Source organism: Bariatricus sp. TF06-38A, from assembly GCF_027690675.1.
In the GTDB taxonomy this organism is placed as follows: Bacteria; Bacillota; Clostridia; order Lachnospirales; family Lachnospiraceae; genus Allocoprococcus; species Allocoprococcus comes.
This window is the reverse complement of sequence record NZ_JAQFCE010000002.1, coordinates 131,015-149,442: the sequence shown is the minus strand read 5'-3', so window position 1 is coordinate 149,442 and position 18,428 is coordinate 131,015. Positions and strand designations below refer to the sequence as shown.

12 protein-coding genes are annotated in these 18,428 nt (G+C 41.4%); 1 reads left to right on the top strand and 11 read right to left on the bottom strand.

The window, feature by feature from the left end; translation table 11 throughout:
• Window positions 1–90 precede the first annotated feature (90 nt).
• The 6 genes from PG418_RS02905 to PG418_RS02880 all read right to left on the bottom strand — a co-directional run bounded on the left by PG418_RS02905 (window position 91) and on the right by PG418_RS02880 (window position 8,467).
• Window positions 91–2,349, bottom strand: coding sequence for a glycogen/starch/alpha-glucan phosphorylase (locus PG418_RS02905; RefSeq protein ID WP_498837031.1), 2,259 nt, complete (start codon window positions 2,347–2,349; stop codon window positions 91–93).
• On the bottom strand, window positions 2,334–3,380 hold the full coding sequence (locus PG418_RS02900) for a LacI family DNA-binding transcriptional regulator (RefSeq protein ID WP_022220358.1): 1,047 nt from the start codon (window positions 3,378–3,380) through the stop codon (window positions 2,334–2,336). The genes PG418_RS02905 and PG418_RS02900 overlap by 16 nt, the downstream gene beginning before the upstream one ends.
• Window position 3,381: 1 nt before the next feature.
• Window positions 3,382–4,926 carry a 4-alpha-glucanotransferase gene (gene malQ, locus PG418_RS02895; RefSeq protein ID WP_055246970.1) on the bottom strand — a complete coding sequence of 515 codons (1,545 nt, stop codon included), beginning with the start codon at window positions 4,924–4,926 and terminating at the stop codon, window positions 3,382–3,384.
• A gap of 130 nt (window positions 4,927–5,056) precedes the next feature.
• Window positions 5,057–5,335, bottom strand: a complete 279-nt coding sequence (yajC, locus tag PG418_RS02890) for a preprotein translocase subunit YajC (protein ID WP_008374927.1) — start codon at window positions 5,333–5,335, stop codon at window positions 5,057–5,059.
• Window positions 5,336–5,421: 86 nt separating this feature from the next.
• On the bottom strand, window positions 5,422–6,555 hold the full coding sequence (tgt, locus tag PG418_RS02885) for a tRNA guanosine(34) transglycosylase Tgt (protein WP_022220357.1): 1,134 nt from the start codon (window positions 6,553–6,555) through the stop codon (window positions 5,422–5,424).
• 22 nt (window positions 6,556–6,577) lie between these two features.
• On the bottom strand, window positions 6,578–8,467 hold the full coding sequence (locus tag PG418_RS02880; protein ID WP_349123041.1) for a L,D-transpeptidase family protein: 1,890 nt from the start codon (window positions 8,465–8,467) through the stop codon (window positions 6,578–6,580).
• A 305-nt stretch (window positions 8,468–8,772) separates the two neighbouring features.
• Between PG418_RS02880 and aroC the strand changes: the two genes are divergently transcribed.
• A complete protein-coding gene (gene aroC, locus PG418_RS02875; protein ID WP_498837030.1) occupies window positions 8,773–9,891 on the top strand; it encodes a chorismate synthase in 1,119 nt (372 codons plus the stop codon).
• A gap of 306 nt (window positions 9,892–10,197) precedes the next feature.
• Here the strand turns inward: aroC and PG418_RS02870 are convergent, their stop codons facing one another.
• The 5 genes from PG418_RS02870 to PG418_RS02850 are packed head-to-tail and all read right to left on the bottom strand — an operon-like array spanning window position 10,198 to window position 18,373.
• Window positions 10,198–13,065, bottom strand: a complete 2,868-nt coding sequence (locus tag PG418_RS02870) for a transporter substrate-binding domain-containing protein (protein WP_498837029.1) — start codon at window positions 13,063–13,065, stop codon at window positions 10,198–10,200.
• A gap of 36 nt (window positions 13,066–13,101) precedes the next feature.
• Entirely contained in the window at window positions 13,102–15,126 is a 2,025-nt protein-coding gene (locus PG418_RS02865; RefSeq protein ID WP_498837028.1) for an ATP-binding protein, read from the bottom strand.
• A gap of 30 nt (window positions 15,127–15,156) precedes the next feature.
• On the bottom strand, window positions 15,157–15,360 hold the full coding sequence (locus PG418_RS02860) for a hypothetical protein (RefSeq protein WP_175305276.1): 204 nt from the start codon (window positions 15,358–15,360) through the stop codon (window positions 15,157–15,159).
• Between the two features lie 57 nt (window positions 15,361–15,417).
• Complete coding sequence (locus PG418_RS02855) at window positions 15,418–17,574, bottom strand: response regulator (protein ID WP_498837027.1); 2,157 nt, start codon at window positions 17,572–17,574, stop codon at window positions 15,418–15,420.
• Complete coding sequence (locus PG418_RS02850) at window positions 17,558–18,373, bottom strand: substrate-binding periplasmic protein (RefSeq protein WP_195479739.1); 816 nt, start codon at window positions 18,371–18,373, stop codon at window positions 17,558–17,560. The genes PG418_RS02855 and PG418_RS02850 overlap by 17 nt, the downstream gene beginning before the upstream one ends.
• Between the last annotated feature and the right edge of the window lie 55 nt (window positions 18,374–18,428).

Here is an 18,428-nt window from a genome sequence, read left to right as displayed (position 1 = left end):
CAGAAACCGTATAAAAATACACTTTTGCACAAAAAACAGAAGTCTGTCTCTGTTTTTTCAGGACAGACTTCTGTTTTTTACATATACATTTTACAGATGCCAGATGTCTCTGTTGTATTCAGCAATGGTTCTGTCAGATGAGAAATATCCTGCTTTCGCGATATTCACAACCATCTTCTTTGCCCATGCCATGCGGTCTTCATAATCTACGTAAGCCTGTTCTTTCTTCTGGATATAATCTTTCACATCAAGAAGTGTCATGAACCAGTCTTTACGGATCAGTTCTGCATGCAGTTCAAGAAGCAGGTATTTATCTCCGATACGGAGAAGTTCCGGGCTGATGATAAAGTCTACCAGTCTGCGGATCTCTTCATCATTGATATAGTAATCAACTGCATTATAATCCATCTTGCGGTAATGCTCGATAACCTGTTCACTGGATTCTCCGAAGATGTAGATATTTTCATCCCCTACAAACTGATGGATTTCTACGTTGGCTCCATCTTCTGTTCCCATTGTCACAGCCCCGTTCAGCATGAATTTCATGTTACCTGTTCCACTTGCTTCTTTGGATGCAAGAGAAATCTGTTCAGAAATATCACAGGACGGGATCAGCTTTTCTGCCAGTGTCACGTTGTAGTTTTCTACCATAACCACTTTCAGATACGGTGCAACTTCCGGATCGTTATCAATCAGCTCCTGCAGGCAGAGGATCAGATGAATGATATCCTTTGCAATAATATAAGCCGGTGCAGCCTTAGCTCCAAAGATTACCGTGATCGGAGTCTCCGGTTTCTTTCCGTTCTTGATCTCCAGATATTTATAGATCACATATAATGCATTCATCTGCTGACGCTTGTATTCATGCAGACGTTTTACCTGAATATCAAAAATTGAATTTGGATTGATTTCCAGTCCCTGTGTTTCTTTTAAGTAAGCTGCCAGATCCTCTTTCTTTTTCTGTTTTACTACAAGAAGGCTCTTTAAAGTTTCCTCATCATTTACATAATCAAGCAGTTTTTCAAGCTTTGTTGCATCTTTTCGGTAATCCGGTCCGATCTTCTCATCCAGCCATGCAGTCAGTTCATGGTTGCAGTGCAGCAGCCATCTTCTGAACGTAATACCATTAGTCTTGTTGTTGAATTTCTGTGGGTAAATGTCGTAGAACGGTTTCAGTTCTTCATTTTTCAGGATCTCTGTATGAAGATAAGCAACTCCGTTGACACTGTATCCATAATGGATGTCCATATGAGCCATGTGTACACGATTCTGGTCATCGATAATATGGACTCTCGGATCTTTATATCTTCCCTTAATTCTTGCATCCAGATCACGGATGATCGGAACAATCTGCGGTGCAACCTGCTCCAGATAATCAACCGGCCATTTTTCCAGTGCTTCTGCAAGGATGGTATGATTTGTATAGGCACAGGTCTTCTGGACGATCTCAATTGCCTCATTGAAATCGATCTGCTTCTGGACGAGAAGACGGATCAGTTCCGGGATAACCATAGACGGATGGGTATCATTGATCTGGATTGCCACATGCTCATGGAGCTTTCTAAGGTCATATCCTTTTTCCTCACATTCACGAATAATATACTGTGCTGCATTGGAAACCATAAAATACTGCTGGTAAATACGGAGCAGATTTCCTGCCTTGTCGCTGTCATCCGGATAGAGGAACAACGTCAGGTTCTCACGGATATCGTTCTTATCAAAATTGATTCCGTTTCCAACGATTGCATCATTTACCGTCTCTACATCAAAAAGATGAAGTTTGTTGCTTCCACCTTCGTATCCGGTTACATCAATATCATACAGATGGGAACGAAGACTGAAATCCTTGAACGGGACTTCAAATGAAATACCGGTATCATTGAGCCAGCTGTCTTTTTCAATCCACGGATTCTTCTGTTCATCCTGTTTGTGGTCGGTAAATACCTGTTTGAACAGACCCATATGATAGTTCAGCCCGATTCCGTCTCCCGGAAGTCCGAGTGTTGCAATGGAATCCAGGAAGCAGGCTGCCAATCGTCCAAGTCCACCATTTCCAAGAGACGGTTCCGGTTCAACTTCTTCGATCTCTGCAAGATTTTTCCCATGCTTTTTCAGCACCTCTGCTGTCTCATCATAAATTCCAAGGTTGATCAGGTTGTTGGATAAAAGCTTTCCGATCAGGAATTCTGCGGAAATATAATAGAGTTTTCTCTTTCCTTCGTTCTTCGGTCCTTCTTTGATCCGTTCCTTTGTCAGTGTAAGCAGCGCATAATATACCTGTTCATTCGTTGCCTGTTCAAGTCCTGTCTGGAATTTCTCCTGTAAAATCTCTGTCAGTCTTGCTTCCATGTTCTTCTACCTCCTGTAGTTGATTCTCTTTCTTTCAGTGTTGCCGGAAGATATTTTCCTTCCTGGCTTTTCTTTGTTTCTATCATGTCAAACAGAATCCCGACAGACTGTCTCGCGATCTCTTCAACCGGCTGCGCCATCGTAGTGATCGCCGGCTGATAAAATCCGGTATAGTCAAGTCCGTCAAATCCTGCAACCGCCACATCTTCCGGAATCCTTTTTCCCTCTTCCAGAAGCGCCTTGCATGCACCAATCACCATCAGATCGGAAATTGCAAATACTGCGGTAAATTCTGTTTCTTTTTTCAACAGTTTTTTCATCATCCGATATCCGTTTTCCATCGAATAAGTGGTATCTTCTTCATCCAGATAACAGATTCTTTCCTCATCCGCTTCCAGGCCATGTGCCTTTAGTGCTTCCCTGTAACCTTCCAGTCTGAGTTTTCCGATGTTCTCATCTTTCTTATCCGAGGCAAGGATTGCAATCTTTTTATGTCCGGTCTCGCACAGATAATCTACGATCTTACGGCTTTCCGCACGGTCGTCAATTGATACATAGGATGCGATACATTTCTCCGGCAGTTTATCAAACGCTGCCGTACTTACAACAAACGGAACCTTTATCTTTGCAATCCGCTCTTTGTTCTTCCTGAAATCCCCACCCAGGAAAATAATCCCTCTGAGCTTTTTTTCTTTGATCAACTCCAGTGCGGTATCGACCTCATCCTGATCCTTTCCCATATGCTGGATAAAAAAGGAATATTTCTGTCTGCGGATCTTTTTTTCCATTACCCGCATCATCGTCGCGAAAAATGGATTATCAATCTCCTTTACCAGAATCGCAATGGATTTCGAATCGGTCCGTTTCAGATTCCTCGCACTGTTATTCGGCACAAAATTTGATTCTTCAACCGTCTTTAAAATCATCTTTTTGGTCTCAGGATTGATATCCGGATGATTGTTCAGCGCACGGGACACGGTGCTGACTCCGACCCCGCACTTCTTCGCAATATCTTTAATCGTCATTCCCATTTTATTTCTTTTCTTCTCCTAAGTCCTCTGCATCTTCAGCCTTAAGGAGCATCTCTGTCTTCTCCGGGATCCTGCAATAAAGTTCTGTCATCCTGCGGATCTTTTTCACAAGTTTTTTTGAGATCTCATCCCTATGAAGTCTCCAGATCCAATTACCGCCAAGGGTTGACGGATGATTGATCCTCGCTTCATTACCGAGGCAGAGATAATCCTGAATCGGAATGATACAGGTATCCGCCACGCTCGACTGCGCAAGACGGATGATTTCCCATACTGCTTCATTGACACTGAGTTTCTTTCTTCCCATATAGCGAAGTGCGAACTTCTTATCTTCTTTTTTTAATTCTCTGTACCATCCTGCCAGTGTTTCATTGTCATGGGTTCCCGTGTATACTACACAGTTCTTATCATAATTATGTGGCAGATAGTTGCTAGGCTCTCTGGAATCAAATGCAAACTCCAGAACTTTCATTCCCGGATATCCGGACTCTTCCACCATCCGGATCACACTGTCTGTCAGGAATCCAAGATCCTCTGCAATAATTTTCACATCACCCAGAGTCTCTTTTACCGTCCGGAAAATATCCATTCCCGGTCCTTTTTCCCAATGTCCGAATTCCGCTGTCAGATCTCCGTATGGAATGGAATAATATTCATCAAATCCACGGAAATGATCAATTCGGATCACGTCATAAAGTTCGACACAATGACGGATTCTCTTCATCCACCATGCATATCCGGTCTTTTTATGATATTCCCACTTATAAAGCGGATTGCCCCAAAGCTGTCCGGTTGCACTAAATGCATCTGGCGGGCACCCTGCAACACCAGTCGGAAGTCCGTTCTCATCAAACTGGAACAGTTCCGGATGCGACCAACTGTCTGCGCTGTCGAACGCTACATAAATCGGGATATCACCAATGATCTCAATCCCTTTTTCATTCGCATATGCTTTCAGTGCACCCCACTGTGTTGCAAATTCATACTGCATAAACTTCTGGAACAGGATGCCTTCCCGATTCTCTTTGGCGAATTTTTCCAGCGCCAGCTCATCTCTCAGACGATATTCATCTTCCCATTCACTCCAGCTCTTCCCATCATTCGCGGCTTTGATCTCCGTATAAAGCGCATAATCATCCAGCCATTCTTTATTCTCCTTACAGAATTTCTGAAAATCTGCATCATCTGCGATCTGGCTTCTTTCATATGCTTTTCTTAAGATCTCATACCTGCAGTTATAAATCTTTTCATAATCCACATATCCCGCATTATCACCAAAGTCATATGCCTTACATTCATCTTTTGTAATCCAGCCCTTTTTTATCAGCTTTTCCAGGTCTATAAAATACGGATTTCCTGCAAAAGTTGAGAAAGACTGATACGGCGAATCTCCATACCCTGTCGGACCTAACGGAAGGATCTGCCAGTAGCTCTGACCTGCCTTCTCAAGTGTATCTACAAACTTGTATGCTTCTTTCGAAAAAGCACCTATTCCATATTTTGATGGCAGACTTGCCACCGGCAGTAATATACCGCTTGTTCTCATAATATGCACCTCATATCTTTCTACAGCAACGGTTTCGGTATCGGTATCGGTAACGTTTCCAATAATTGTATTATAAAAGCATTGCATATAAAATGCAATGCTTTTTTTCAACTTTTTCAAAAAATTTGATTTAGTTGTTCTCCGGCTTTTCAACCTGCATGATCGCAGATTTCTGCATCGGGATACGGCAGTTCTTGTTGCTTCCGAATTCAACGATTACGTCTTCATCTGTAATATCAATAACAACTCCGTAAAAACCGCTTGTTGTAAGAACAGTATCTCCTACAGCCAGTTCAGATAACATCAGCTGTACTCTCTTCTGTTCCTTTTTCTGTGGTCTCATCAGTAACCACCAGAATCCTCCGATAATTACAACGTAAAATAAAATAAGTACGATTGGATTATTCATTTTTCTTTCCTCCTGCTAAAATAGACACTGTTACCATCATACACAATAATAGGACATTCATCAAGACATTTTAGAATTTTTTTATCCTAATCTTCTTTTTCTTCCATTTTTGCCAGTGTCTCTTTCTTAAACCTGGCATATCTTCCCTCTTCGATCGCCTCTCTGATGTCTTCCATAAGATGATTATAATAATATAAATTGTGGAGAACGCAAAGCCGCATTCCTAGCATCTCTTTTGCTTTCAGCAGATGACGGATATAAGCTCTTGAATAACGGCGGCAGGCCGGGCACTGACAGCCTTCTTCGATCGGGCGTTCATCCAGTTCAAATTTTGCATTGAACAGATTCAGCTTACCATGCTTTGTATAAACATGTCCATGTCTTCCGTTACGGCTTGGATATACGCAGTCAAAGAAGTCCACACCTCTGTCTACCGCTTCCAGAATATTTGCCGGCGTTCCGACTCCCATCAGATAGGTCGGTCTGGCAACCGGAAGACACGGAACTACTGCATCCAGGATCCGGTACATCTCTTCATGTGTCTCACCAACTGCGAGTCCGCCGACTGCGTATCCATCCAGATCCATCTCTGCGATCTGCTGTGCATGCTCAATACGGATATCTTCATAGACACCACCCTGATTGATCCCGAAAAGCATCTGATGTTTGTTGATCGTATCATCAAGAGAATTGAGTCTTGCCATCTCTTCTTTACATCTTGCGAGCCATCTCGTTGTACGCTCTACCGATGCCTGCATATATTTCCTTTCCGCTACGCTGGACGGACATTCATCAAATGCCATTGCGATCGTAGACGCCAGATTCGACTGAATCTGCATACTTTCTTCCGGTCCCATAAAAATCTTTCTTCCGTCAATATGGGAATTGAAGTATACACCCTCTTCCTTAATCTTTCTGAGTCCGGCAAGAGAAAACACCTGGAATCCGCCGGAATCAGTAAGAATTGGCTTATCCCAGGCCATAAATTTGTGCAGCCCGCCAAGCTTTTTCACTACCTGATCCCCCGGACGCACATGCAAATGATAAGTATTAGACAGTTCCACCTGTGTTCCGATTTCTTCAAGATCTGCGGTAGAAACAGCCCCTTTGATCGCTGCAATTGTTCCTACATTCATAAATACAGGAGTCTCGATCACTCCGTGTACGGTATGGAAGCGGCCGCGCTTGGCGCGACCGTCCCTTTTTATCAGTTCATACATAAAATTGACCTCTCTCATAAATTTAGTAATGACATACAACCGGTGTTCCGGAATCTACATTGTTGAACACCGTCTCTGCAACATCATACTGTAGATTGACACATCCGCGTGACCCATGTTCCAGATACCAGTCCCCGCCAAAGTTCGTCTGCCACGGTGCATCATGCAGTCCGATTCCACCGTTAAATGGCATCCAGTAAGTAACCGGTGATTCCCATTCGTAACTTCCATCTTCCTTCTTTGGTCCACGAAGGGTTGTATCTTTTTCTTTGTATTTCAGAATATATACTCCCTGCGGTGTAGCATCTCCTCTGCTTGGCTTACCGGTAACGATCGGTCCCTGTGTCACAATTGCACCATTTACAAAAAGATACATATACTGGTTTGTCAGATCGACTTCAACATAAGTATTCCCCCAGTCTGCTCCGTCATGACTTGCTGCAGTCTGTGAATAATTCGCCTCTCTCGTTACAGTTTCTCCATTGCGGATATTCGCTTCAAGGGCTGCAATCTCGGCAGCTTCATCAATGATCCATCCATAGTCTCCACCTTCAACCGTTGCACTGTTGCCGCCTCCGGTTGTAAATGTTCTCTTTGTCTGGTAAGTGTCATACTTACTCTCCAGCTGCTGTACATATTTTACAACTGCATCACTGTTAAAGGTAACTGCCATGTTATCATCTACCGTTACCCACTGGGAAATCAGATCTTTATCTACAACTTCTGTATTCGAACCAAAGGTATAAGTGATACTTGCCTTCAGATACTTATTCATATCGTCACATGCTTTCTTCACTTCTTCTGACTCGATTGTGTATTTTGGTTCTACATAGCAGTCTTCAGCGGTCATATCAATCTCGCTTTTGAAACCTTCGATTGATTCTTTCACTACCTTTTTGAAATTCTCGGTATCAATCTTACTTCCGGTCTCCCCAGCTTTGACTACATACGAATTGCCGTCATACTCCGGATGTGCATTTACCGGTTCAACCTGCTGATCTGCCTGCATACACTCGAGACCGTTAATCAGGGTATCCAGCTGGTTTTCATCATATGTAACACCGACAGATGCCGTAATTATCTGTGTCTTTCCAAGGCAGACCGGCCACAGAAATGCATTCTGCTCTTTTACAAGCTTCTGCAGTTCATTTCCTGCTTTGTACGCAAGAGAAATATCTGTTCCGGCAATCTTCTCTTCTGTTCCGTCTGATTCCTTCATCGTGAGAACATATCCATCTACCTGACTCTTCATGTATGACTCTACTGCCGAAACTGATTTCCCGGAGAAGTTCACACCGTTGATCTTCGTATTAAAATAAAAATGATTCATGAAATATACGGAAAATCCAAGGTAAACAACCGCTGCCACTCCAACTACAGCGCCAACTACAATTTTAACCACTTTACCGGACTTTTCTGATCCTTGCTTTTTCTCCCGTTTAGTTCTTCTATGCGGCTTTTCCTCTTCTTCATCAAAGAAAGAATCATCAAAAATTTCTTCCTCATCCGGATTGAATGCTTCTGCATCTTCACTGCTTAAAATATCTGCACTTTTAATAACCGGTGGTACTGCTGTCTCTTCTTCATCCCGCCATTCTTCTGCTCCATCCAGATCCAGAAGCCCGGTCTCTTCACGAACTACTTTCTTTTTCCGGCGCGGAGCCTTTTTCTTAACCGGTCGATCTTTGTCTGAGGCTGCTTTATGATCCACACCATCGCCAGATACGTGATGGCCTGAAGGACGTTTTGTTTTAGTGACTTTCTTTTTCCGCGGTCTTTCTTCGCTTTTCTGTTCTTTTTCATTGATGTCCTTCACCTCACTTACAGTCTGCTCTCTGATCTCTTCCATGATTTCATCTACTGTGCTGTCAAGATTTCTTTCGTTTTTTTCATTCATACTTTTTTCACTCATTTATACTATTGACTTCCTTTTTTCACTCAATATGTAGTCATTATAATACGAAGGGGCGTGTAAATACAATACATAACTTTAACTTTCATATTTTTATCACTTGTTGGGATGGGAATCTTCTATTATAATAATGAGGTGATTTGGGGGAATGAATGATTTGCGTTGTGATGACAAATAGAATAAACGAAACGTTTCAAATCCCATCGCGCAAGTGTTCTTCTGCTTTATTGTTCGTTTTTTCATTTTGACTGATTCACAAATTAATTCTTTATAAATAAAAGCTTACAGAAAGGATGATATATAGTATGGCAGGATCTATTTATGGAAGATTGTTTCAGATTTCTACATGGGGGGAATCGCACGGAAAGGGGATCGGTGTTGTGATCGACGGGTGTCCGGCAGGGCTTTCTCTTTCAGAGGAGGATATCCAGGTTTATCTGGATAGAAGAAAACCCGGACAAAGCCAGTTTACAACCGGACGTAAGGAAAGTGATATGGCACAGATCTGGTCCGGCGTATTTGAAGGCCGGACGACCGGAACTCCGATTTCAATTCTCGTACAGAACCAGGATCAGCGTTCCCGTGATTACGGAAATATTATGAACACATACAGGCCGGGACACGCAGATTATACATTTGATGAAAAGTATGGTTTCCGTGATTACAGAGGAGGGGGACGCTCTTCCGGAAGAGAAACTACTGCCAGAGTTGCAGCAGGTGCAGTTGCTGCTAAGATTTTGAAAGAACTTGGCATTGAAGTACATGCTTATACGAAAGCAATCGGTCCGGTATCTGTTCCGGAAAATGAATACCATCCGGAAGAGATTTTCCAGAACCCGATTTATATGCCAAGCAACGCATATGCCCAAAAAGTATCTGCCTATCTGGAAGAATGTATTAAAAATCAGGATTCCTCAGGAGGCATCATTGAATGTGTTGTTACCGGTATGCCGGTAGGAATCGGTGATACTGTATTTGAAAAACTGGACGCCAATCTTGCCAAAGCAATGCTGTCCATCGGAGCAGTCAAAGGTTTTGAGATCGGTGACGGCTTTAAAGCTGCAGATACAAAAGGAAGTATCAACAATGATTCCTTCCATATAAAAGATGGAAGGATCACCAAAGACACCAACCATGCAGGCGGTGTCCTCGGCGGTATGAGTGACGGAAGCAAGATCATCTTCCGCGCGGCAGTAAAGCCGACTCCGTCCATTTCACAGCCACAGTCCACCGTCACCAAAGATGGAGAAAACACCGAAATGATCATTAAAGGACGTCACGACCCGGTCATCGTCCCACGCGCCGTCGTAGTCGTAGAATCCATGGCCGCAATCACGATCCTCGATCTGCTCTTCACCAACATGAGTGCCCGAATGGACAAACTCAAAAGCTTCTACGGCACTGATGTGGTGGCCTTATTTTGATATCTGATTTCCAAGATAAAACTTCATGTATATTTTGTATGTTTTATCTGCTATTGTACCGTCAGACTTCTATTCCATAGAGTTCCTCCTTATTTTTTATAATAACTGTCTGGGCTTTGAAATAATTTCTGACACACAAAAAGCCACCTCAGTCAGGTGGCTTTTTATAACCGATTCCATTCTCCAATAACATCTTGAAAATATACTCTGACGTTCCTATCAGAATTATGATTTCTGTATCACAATGCATCTCTCCCTGCTTTTGCATATTTTCCAAAATGACACTCCATTCAGTATAACATGAAATCAGCAATTTTCTTGTTGCCTTATTACTTCCGATAACATCGACAGCAGTTTATCAAGCTCAATGGGTTTTGCGATATGACCATTCATACCAACTGCAAAAGCATCTCTCTTATCTTCTTCAAATGCATTTGCTGTCATTGCAATGATAGGTATGCATGCTTTATCCTTATCCAGCAGGCGTCTGATTGCCTGTGTTGCTTTATAACCGTTCATTTTCGGCATCTGAATATCCATCAGGATCATATCATATGTATCTGCCGGCATCTTTTCTATCATATTTACACATTGAATGCCATCCTCCACACGTTCTGTTTTAATGCCGGCACGCTCAAGAATTGCTTCTGTAATCTCTGCATTCAGATCATTATCCTCTGCCAGAAGGATATTCCTGCCTTCAAGGATTTCGCTGCCTGTTCCAGACTCTTCAATATGTTTTTTTACATAATAGCTTTCATCGGCTATCTTATGTTTAAGTGTAACTGTAATGGTGCTGCCCTTTCCGAGTTCACTCTCTACATCTATTGTTCCACCAAGCAGATCAACATATTTCCGGACTATCGACATTCCCAGTCCGGTTCCTGCGATTTTGCTCTTTGTAGTGTTCTGTTCACGTGTAAATGCGTCGAAAATCTTCGTCATATAATCCTGACTCATGCCAATTCCTGTATCACTCACTCTGTTCCTCACGATCATGTACCCTGGCTCGTCGCATGGCAATTCATCTACGCTCATCATAACAGAACCACCGGACGGAGTATATTTTATAGCATTGCTCAGGATGTTGACAAATATTTCTTTCACCTTGGTAACATCTGTCAGTACATGCTCATGTTCTACATTCATCGTGTAATGAAGCACAATATTCTTTTTCCTTGCTTTCTCATCAAATACTGCAAACAAAGACTTCCTGACATCTTCAATCCGGCAGTAATTCTCATCAAGCTCCATCCTTCCACTCTCGATCCGGGCCATATCCAGTACATTATTTATGATTGACAGGAGAAGATTCCCCGACTGCTGCATTTTTTCCAAATGTTCTAAGGTTTCAGGCATGTCTTTTCCTTTCAGTTCATTCTCCATAAGCTGTGCATAGCCCAGAATTACATTCATAGGCGTCCGGATGTCATGTGACATATTGTTAAGAAAACGAGTCTTTGCGAGACTGGCATCCTCTGCTTTTTTCAAAGCAATCTCCAATTTATCATTGAGTTTTTGTGTATTATTTGCTGCAAGCTTTGCAACAGTTTCTGCTTTTCTTGCCTTTCGTAAAAGTACGAGGATAATACTAATTATACTGAATGCAAAAAATATTGCCGTAATAAAAAAAGCAATCAGATTATCTTTTACAAAGTCAGAAAATGTTACCTTATCTGCCGTACTGTCATAGATAGCAAGTGCACTTGTAAGCATATCAGACGGCATGGCCTTTAAGGTTTTATTCAGTATTGATAAAAGGCTACCCGCTCCACCTCTTACCGCAAAGCATGCCTCCATTGTTTTTGTAAGTGGAACACTCTTGAAATTTCTACTGTTATCATATATCATCGCCTGGCTTGCTCCCATGAGAAAACAGTCTGCCTTTTCATTCAAAACCATATCTGCTGCATCATCAAGCGAATCACAATCTACCAGCTCCCATTGTGGATAACAGAAAGCAATATGCTGTTTTAAGGCTTCTTTTTCCTTTTGCACAGCTACTTTATACACATTATGCTCATCAAAATTTTCTTCATCAGTTACCGCCATCAGGCTGTAAGTCCAGGCTGTGTTTGTAAGTGCATATCCTTTTTCTTCTGCAAAACAGGGATTTCTGCCGGTATAAAAAATCATGTCAATCTCACGCTCTTGTAAAGCCTGTATCATTTCGTCATAATCATTGTATTCCTGTATATTAAATTCCAGTTTCTGATTCCCCAGACAGTCTTTGGCATAGGATACATATTCTGCCAGCATTCCGGTAAGTTTTCCAGTTTCTTCGTCCATGGAAAATACCGCCGGATCATTGCTCTGAAATCCGATCCGGATGTTACCATGTTCTTCCACCCAGGACTTTTCTTCACCTGTAAGAATCTGACTATATTCAAGCGTAAAATACTTCTTATACAAATCTGCCTTAAAAAATGGACTATCTTGATCTAGCTTGCGCATTGCCCAGTCCAGCTCCGTCTTGATATCGCTGCGCTCTTTATTTATTGCAAAATATATGCCTGATTTGCCAATCGTGGTAACAGATGATATTCCCTGTTCAGACCAGACGGATTCCTCCAAAGATACAAAAGCATCAATCTCATGATTCGCTAATTTCTTTTCGACATCATCGTTATTATTCACATTTACATGCTCTGTATGTATGCTATTCTTATTTTCCCATTCTGTCAGCATAATTTCCGGTTCTGTATCCATGAGCACACCTACTCGTTTCCCGTCCATAGATTTGAAATCGGACATTCCCAGATCCATGTTTGACAAATCAGCATAAAGAATATATTTTTCTTCACCCATCGCTTCATCTGAAAAAAGCATCCTTTGTTCACGTTCATCGGTATAAGAGATATCGCCCATGATATCAATCTCACCATTTTCAAGCTTATCAAAGCAGTTGGACCAGTCACATTTCACGTACTCAAATTTCCATCCGGTATAGCCTGCCAGAGCCTGCAGGAGTTCATACCCATATCCTCGTCTGACACCGTTTTTATCGATATAATCAAAGGTATCTTCAAAGGATCCGATACGGACGATCTGTGACTGTTTTTCATCATTATTCTTTTCAGCGGCCCGGCAGTGTACTGATAATATCATCCACATTCCTAAAATCACAAATATACCTGCAAATAGTACGTCTGATTTTTTTCTACTTTTGTACATTGTTCTTTTCTCCTTAAATCACCAGATTATTACACGTCACAAACCCAAAAATTTCAGCATGGTTGGGACAAGAATATTCATATCAACAGGCTTTGCAACATGAGCATTCATTCCAACAGAAAGACCCTTTTGTGCATCTTCTGCGAAAGCATTGGCAGTCATCGCAATAATAGGGATCCTGGCTTTTTTCGTATCCTTCATCTTTCGGATAGCTAATGTAGCATCATATCCATTCATAACCGGCATCTGGATATCCATAAGGATCATCTTGTAATAATCAGCATCAGCCTTTTCAATCATGTCAATACATGCAACACCATCATTGGCAGTCTCAACAATACATCCTTCTTCCTTCAATAATTCCGTTGCGATTTCAGTGTTGATCTCATTATCTTCGACCAGTAAGATCCGAACACCGTTCAACCAATTCTTATTGCTCAAATTACTGTTTTTCTTCACCAGAGAATCGTCTTCTGACGCTTTTCTGCAAGGAATAGTTACTGTAAATGTGGAACCTTTACCCTGCTTACTTTTCACTTCTATTGTGCCATCCATGAGCTCTACAAGCTTTTTTGTAATGCCCATTCCGATGCCGCTGCCCTCAATATGACTGGATGTAGTGTTACGTTCTCTTTCAAAAGTTTCAAAAACACGCTTTTGGAATTCTTCAGACATACCAATTCCATTATCGGTAATACTAATGATCATATTGCACCAGTCTTCTTTTTCACAGGATTTCTGTACAACATTACAGGATATCCAACCTCCTGTATTTGTATACTTTATTGCATTGCTTATTATATTAAGACAGACTTCTGACAGGTGAGGTTCATCCATATACACATATGGATACATGATTTGTTCTGTCAAAGAGATCGTCTGATTTTTACTTTCTGCCTGTTGTTGGAACATAATGACACAATTTTCAAAGCACTCATGGACATTTGAAACAGTGTATTCCATCTCAACCTTATTATTCTCAATTCTTGCAAGATCTAAAACATTACCAAGCATCGACAAAAGTTCTTTTCCGCATATTTGGATTTCTTCAAGATATCTGCCAAGCTTATCTGTTTCCTGCAAATGTCTGGATGCCAGTTCTGCATAACCAATGATTGCATTCATAGGAGTTCTGATATCATGAGACATATTTAACAGAAATGATGATTTTGCTTTGTTTGCACATTCCGCTTTTAATTTAGCTTCCCGCAATTCTTCCTCTTGTTTTAATTCCCTCAATTTTTCATCTGTCACATCTCTATTTGCAAACAACACGGATGTCACATTTCCATTTTTATCATAACTCTGAGGAACAACCATGGAAAGAAACCATGATCCATCCTTCTTTTTGAATTCGGAAGACATAGATTCTTTATTATGAAGACGTGCCGCCATGGTTTGTATGTCAAAAAATTCCATATACTTCTGCACAAATGGTTCTGCTATAATATCTTCGATAATCTTGAACTGAGGATCCCAATCTGAAGTATTCTCTTTAATACCCATATCCATTTCTCGAGATCTTTTAACAAGTTCTATCTTCTTTGTTTTTAAGTTCAGCCTTGAGATATGATAATAAGCAGTACCTAATGCATGAAGGGCCTGCCGGGTTTTTTTGACCTGCTCCCCCAATGCGAGAGGGAACTCTTCACCGTCCATCTGTTCCAGATCCGGTGTTGAATGATGCAGATGCTGAACCATCCATTTTCCATTCGTCCACTTATAGATAATCGTAAATCTTGTCTCCATTTTAAAACAGATTGAACCATCTTTAAACAGACCAGTAAAATCTACTGTTCCATGTGCAAGAACATGGTCATCATCAAGTCTTTCTTCTTCCTGATGTAAATTTCTTACTTCGAGTCTGATTTTTCCTCTTCGTTTTACATCAAATTTGAATGATTCTAAAAACTCATGCAGATTCGTGAATAACTCATGTTTCCCAGTTCCAATCAGACTGATATTTTCATCAAAATAATTTTCTATACCAAGATTACTTACTGATCCGGCATTAATATATATTTTCAAAAGTTGTTCTGTGAGTTTTTTAAAATCATCCATACGCTACCCTCTCTTTAAAAAACTTAACTATCAAAATATCCAATGATCCCGATGTATCCATCCTTCTTTAAAGGCGACCATAATTATAGTTAACTGACCTGAAATTGCATTGTAATCAATGGAATTCATGCCACTGTTCAGTTCATTGGTTTCTGCATCTTCTTTTTCCGCATTTTTGCTGCCACAGCCTGACAGAAGCGATATGCTCATCACCATCATTAAGAGTACAGCCAAAACTCTGTTTCATTTTTTCTTTTTCATTACGAATCTCCCATTTGAAATTATTTTCCGCTAGTTCAACGATTCATGAATTACCTTTACCAGTAAATTCCCATCAACAGGCTTGGAAATATGCTCATCCATCCCTGCTTCTTTTGCTCTTATTCTGTCCTCTGTGAATGCATTTGCTGTCATTGCAATGATCGGTATTTCCTTAGCATCCTCTCTGTCCATAGAACGGATCCTCTTTGTGGCATTATAACCATTCATGACTGGCATCATGATATCCATCAGAATCACATCAAATTCACCAGGTCTGCTTTTTTCAAATATTTCAACAGCCTCCAGTCCATTCCATGCTTTGGTCACTTCAGCGCCTTCATTCTGAAACATAAATTCTGCAATTTCCATGTTCAGCTCATTATCTTCCGCCAGAAGAATGTGCAGCCCCTTTATCGTTTTTTCTGATGCATCCTTCTGTTCTTTCCGTTTATCCGTAGCCAGATCTATTCTGAATGGAACCTGGATCACAAATGTTGTCCCAACACCTTCTTTACTTTTAAACATAATGGTTCCACCCATTTTTTCAACCAGCTTTTTGGTAATTGGCATTCCCAGACCTGTTCCGGCAAATTTTGTGCGGCTTCCTGCATGTTCCTGTGCAAATGGTTCAAAAATATGTTTTTGGAACTCTTCTGCCATTCCGATTCCGGTATCCCGGCAGACAAATTTCATTATCGCCGTTTCTGGCTGTTCGGATGGAATTTCTACGCAGCTGATATAAATATGTCCGTTTTCTCGATTATATTTCACCGCATTCGACAGAATATTCATCATCACACGTTTCACATACCCCGAACTTCCGATAAGATTCCGGTGTATGATTTCTTTTTTCTCCCACGCAATCCGGATATTCTGTTCTGCTGCAATCTGTTCGATCACAACAAATACTTCCCTGAAAATACTGCTCAGATTGAATGGTATTTCTTCCAGAATCACTTCATCTGACTCCAGCTTACTCATATCCAGGACATCGTTTACCAGTTCCAGAAGCAGATGAGAGGCCTCTTTGACTTTTGCCCTGCATTCCGTCTGTTTTTTCATATCGTCTGCATAATGATCTGCCACATTGAGCACACCGCAAATTCCATTAATCGGAGTCCGGATATCATGGCTCATTCGCTGAAGAAACTCTGTTTTTGCCTCATTGGCGGCTTCTGCCTTTTTTGCAGCTATCAGAAGTTCTGCTTTATATTTTTCATCTTTTTCCTGTTCCAGTTTCTGATGTGTCAGATTGGTTTTATATGTCCAGAACCAGAATAAACCGAACATCAAAAAATAAAGAAAAATAACACTCATCACATTTAATGGAAGGTTGTGGAATACTTCCGTATCCAGAAGATATGCATAGATATAATAATCACGCTGCTTCAGCATGATTCCGTAACATCCGATTCCTTCTTTCTTAAAATGATAGATATGTTGACTGTCTGTATGCTTTTTCATTGCCTGAACCACTTCGTTGTCGGCTGTATTCTGCCCCAACAGGCTCTCATCATTGCAGGCAACAACTGTCCCATTGTCTGCAACAAGAATCGTTCCATCTTTCTGAGTACTATAACCGTTTAAAAGCCTCTGTATCGTCAGTGTATAGTTTCTGGCAAATTCAGGAGAAGTGTAATAGTAGATTGCGACGATGCCCGGTGCATCTTTTCTGGCACAGGCTGCAATATCGATATGTGCCCCATCTTCCCTGGTAAACCGTTCCGAATAGCTTCTTTCTTCATATCTGGCAAAATCCATGATGATGTCTTTTTGCAGATACTCCGTAATCTCATTAGTCAGAGACTCATCTGTGCTGTATTCACAGTCCGTCTTTCCATCTGCATCCAATACAAGGATACCATCCACCCAGAGAGTCTGCAGATTTTCCTTCAGAAAATCCCGGCTTAGCTGCCCGCCGTTTTCTGTTTCCGTTTTAATATTTGTACTCATCTGTCTGGCACTTTCAATCGCACGGAGGAGACTTTTGGATTCCGATGATTCATTATAATGGGTGTAGGTGGAACACTGCACTTTCACATACTTTACAATCTCCACCATTCTTTTCTCTGCTTCCGCTTTTTCTGAGTGGAAGAAATAAAACAGGGAGACTACCGCCACACAGATTCCAAGCAGACCGCCGAGCAGCTGGATTCGTTTTTCTTTTTTCTTAATATCCAAGATCATCCACCTCCAGATACTTCTGGGGATCATCCAGATATTTTTCAATGATTTTCAGGGATGTGCCATCCTGGCGCATTTCTTCCAATGTCTGTTCCATCTGCTCACAGATTCCTCTGTCATCATCTTTTGCAAAAGCAACACCTATCCCGGTGATCATCAGAGGCTCTTCCAGGATACGGAAGCTTGTATCATAATCCTTCATATACTGGACAACAGATTCCTCATGTGCGGCAACTGCATCCACATACCCTTTTCCCAGAAACGTATAGATCAGTTCCCGATGTCCAAGACTGATCAGATTGCCCAGTTTTGGGATTCTCTCATCCATCCTGTCCAGAAAGATACCTTCCGGTTTGGTTGTGGACTGGACAGCCAGATTCTTTCCCTCCAGATCACTCAACTTATAAATATCGTTGCTCTCGTTTACGGCTACCACCTGTCGACTTGCTATGTATGGTCCTGCCCAGCGGTAATCATCAAGGCGTCCTTCCATGGAAAAGCAGCCCATGATACAGTCAATCTCTCCGCTTTCTACCAATTCTTTTTTCTTCTCCCAGTTGATCTGGACAACATCCACCTGATATCCCATTCTTTTGAAAGCTTCTGTAGCAAGTTCTACATCTATGCCCGTAGGTACACCATCCTCATTCAGATAATTGTATGGTGGGTAGTTATCGCTGCCGAGTGTAATGACCGGCTTTTCTGTTTCTTCTCTGGTGTTATCTATGTTTTTACACCCTGCCAGGGTGACTGCTAAAATTTCCGCAAGCAGAATGCCTGCAATCACTCTTTTCCCTTTCATTTTCCTCCTATTCCTAACCATCCTTTTCGTTTTTTTCATATATCTATGAAATAAA

Bases quoted from the DNA above. Each gene is read 5' to 3' on its own strand.
- PG418_RS02905 (WP_498837031.1), bottom strand. From the start codon at position 2,349: ATGGAAGCAAGACTGACAGAGATTTTACAGGAGAAATTCCAGACAGGA.
- PG418_RS02900 (WP_022220358.1), bottom strand. From the start codon at position 3,380: ATGGGAATGACGATTAAAGATATTGCGAAGAAGTGCGGGGTCGGAGTC.
- malQ (WP_055246970.1), bottom strand. From the start codon at position 4,926: ATGAGAACAAGCGGTATATTACTGCCGGTGGCAAGTCTGCCATCAAAA.
- yajC (WP_008374927.1), bottom strand. From the start codon at position 5,335: ATGAATAATCCAATCGTACTTATTTTATTTTACGTTGTAATTATCGGA.
- tgt (WP_022220357.1), bottom strand. From the start codon at position 6,555: ATGTATGAACTGATAAAAAGGGACGGTCGCGCCAAGCGCGGCCGCTTC.
- PG418_RS02880 (WP_349123041.1), bottom strand. From the start codon at position 8,467: ATGAGTGAAAAAAGTATGAATGAAAAAAACGAAAGAAATCTTGACAGC.
- aroC (WP_498837030.1), top strand. From the start codon at position 8,773: ATGGCAGGATCTATTTATGGAAGATTGTTTCAGATTTCTACATGGGGG.
- PG418_RS02870 (WP_498837029.1), bottom strand. From the start codon at position 13,065: ATGTACAAAAGTAGAAAAAAATCAGACGTACTATTTGCAGGTATATTT.
- PG418_RS02865 (WP_498837028.1), bottom strand. From the start codon at position 15,126: ATGGATGATTTTAAAAAACTCACAGAACAACTTTTGAAAATATATATT.
- PG418_RS02855 (WP_498837027.1), bottom strand. From the start codon at position 17,574: ATGATCTTGGATATTAAGAAAAAAGAAAAACGAATCCAGCTGCTCGGC.
- PG418_RS02850 (WP_195479739.1), bottom strand. From the start codon at position 18,373: ATGAAAGGGAAAAGAGTGATTGCAGGCATTCTGCTTGCGGAAATTTTA.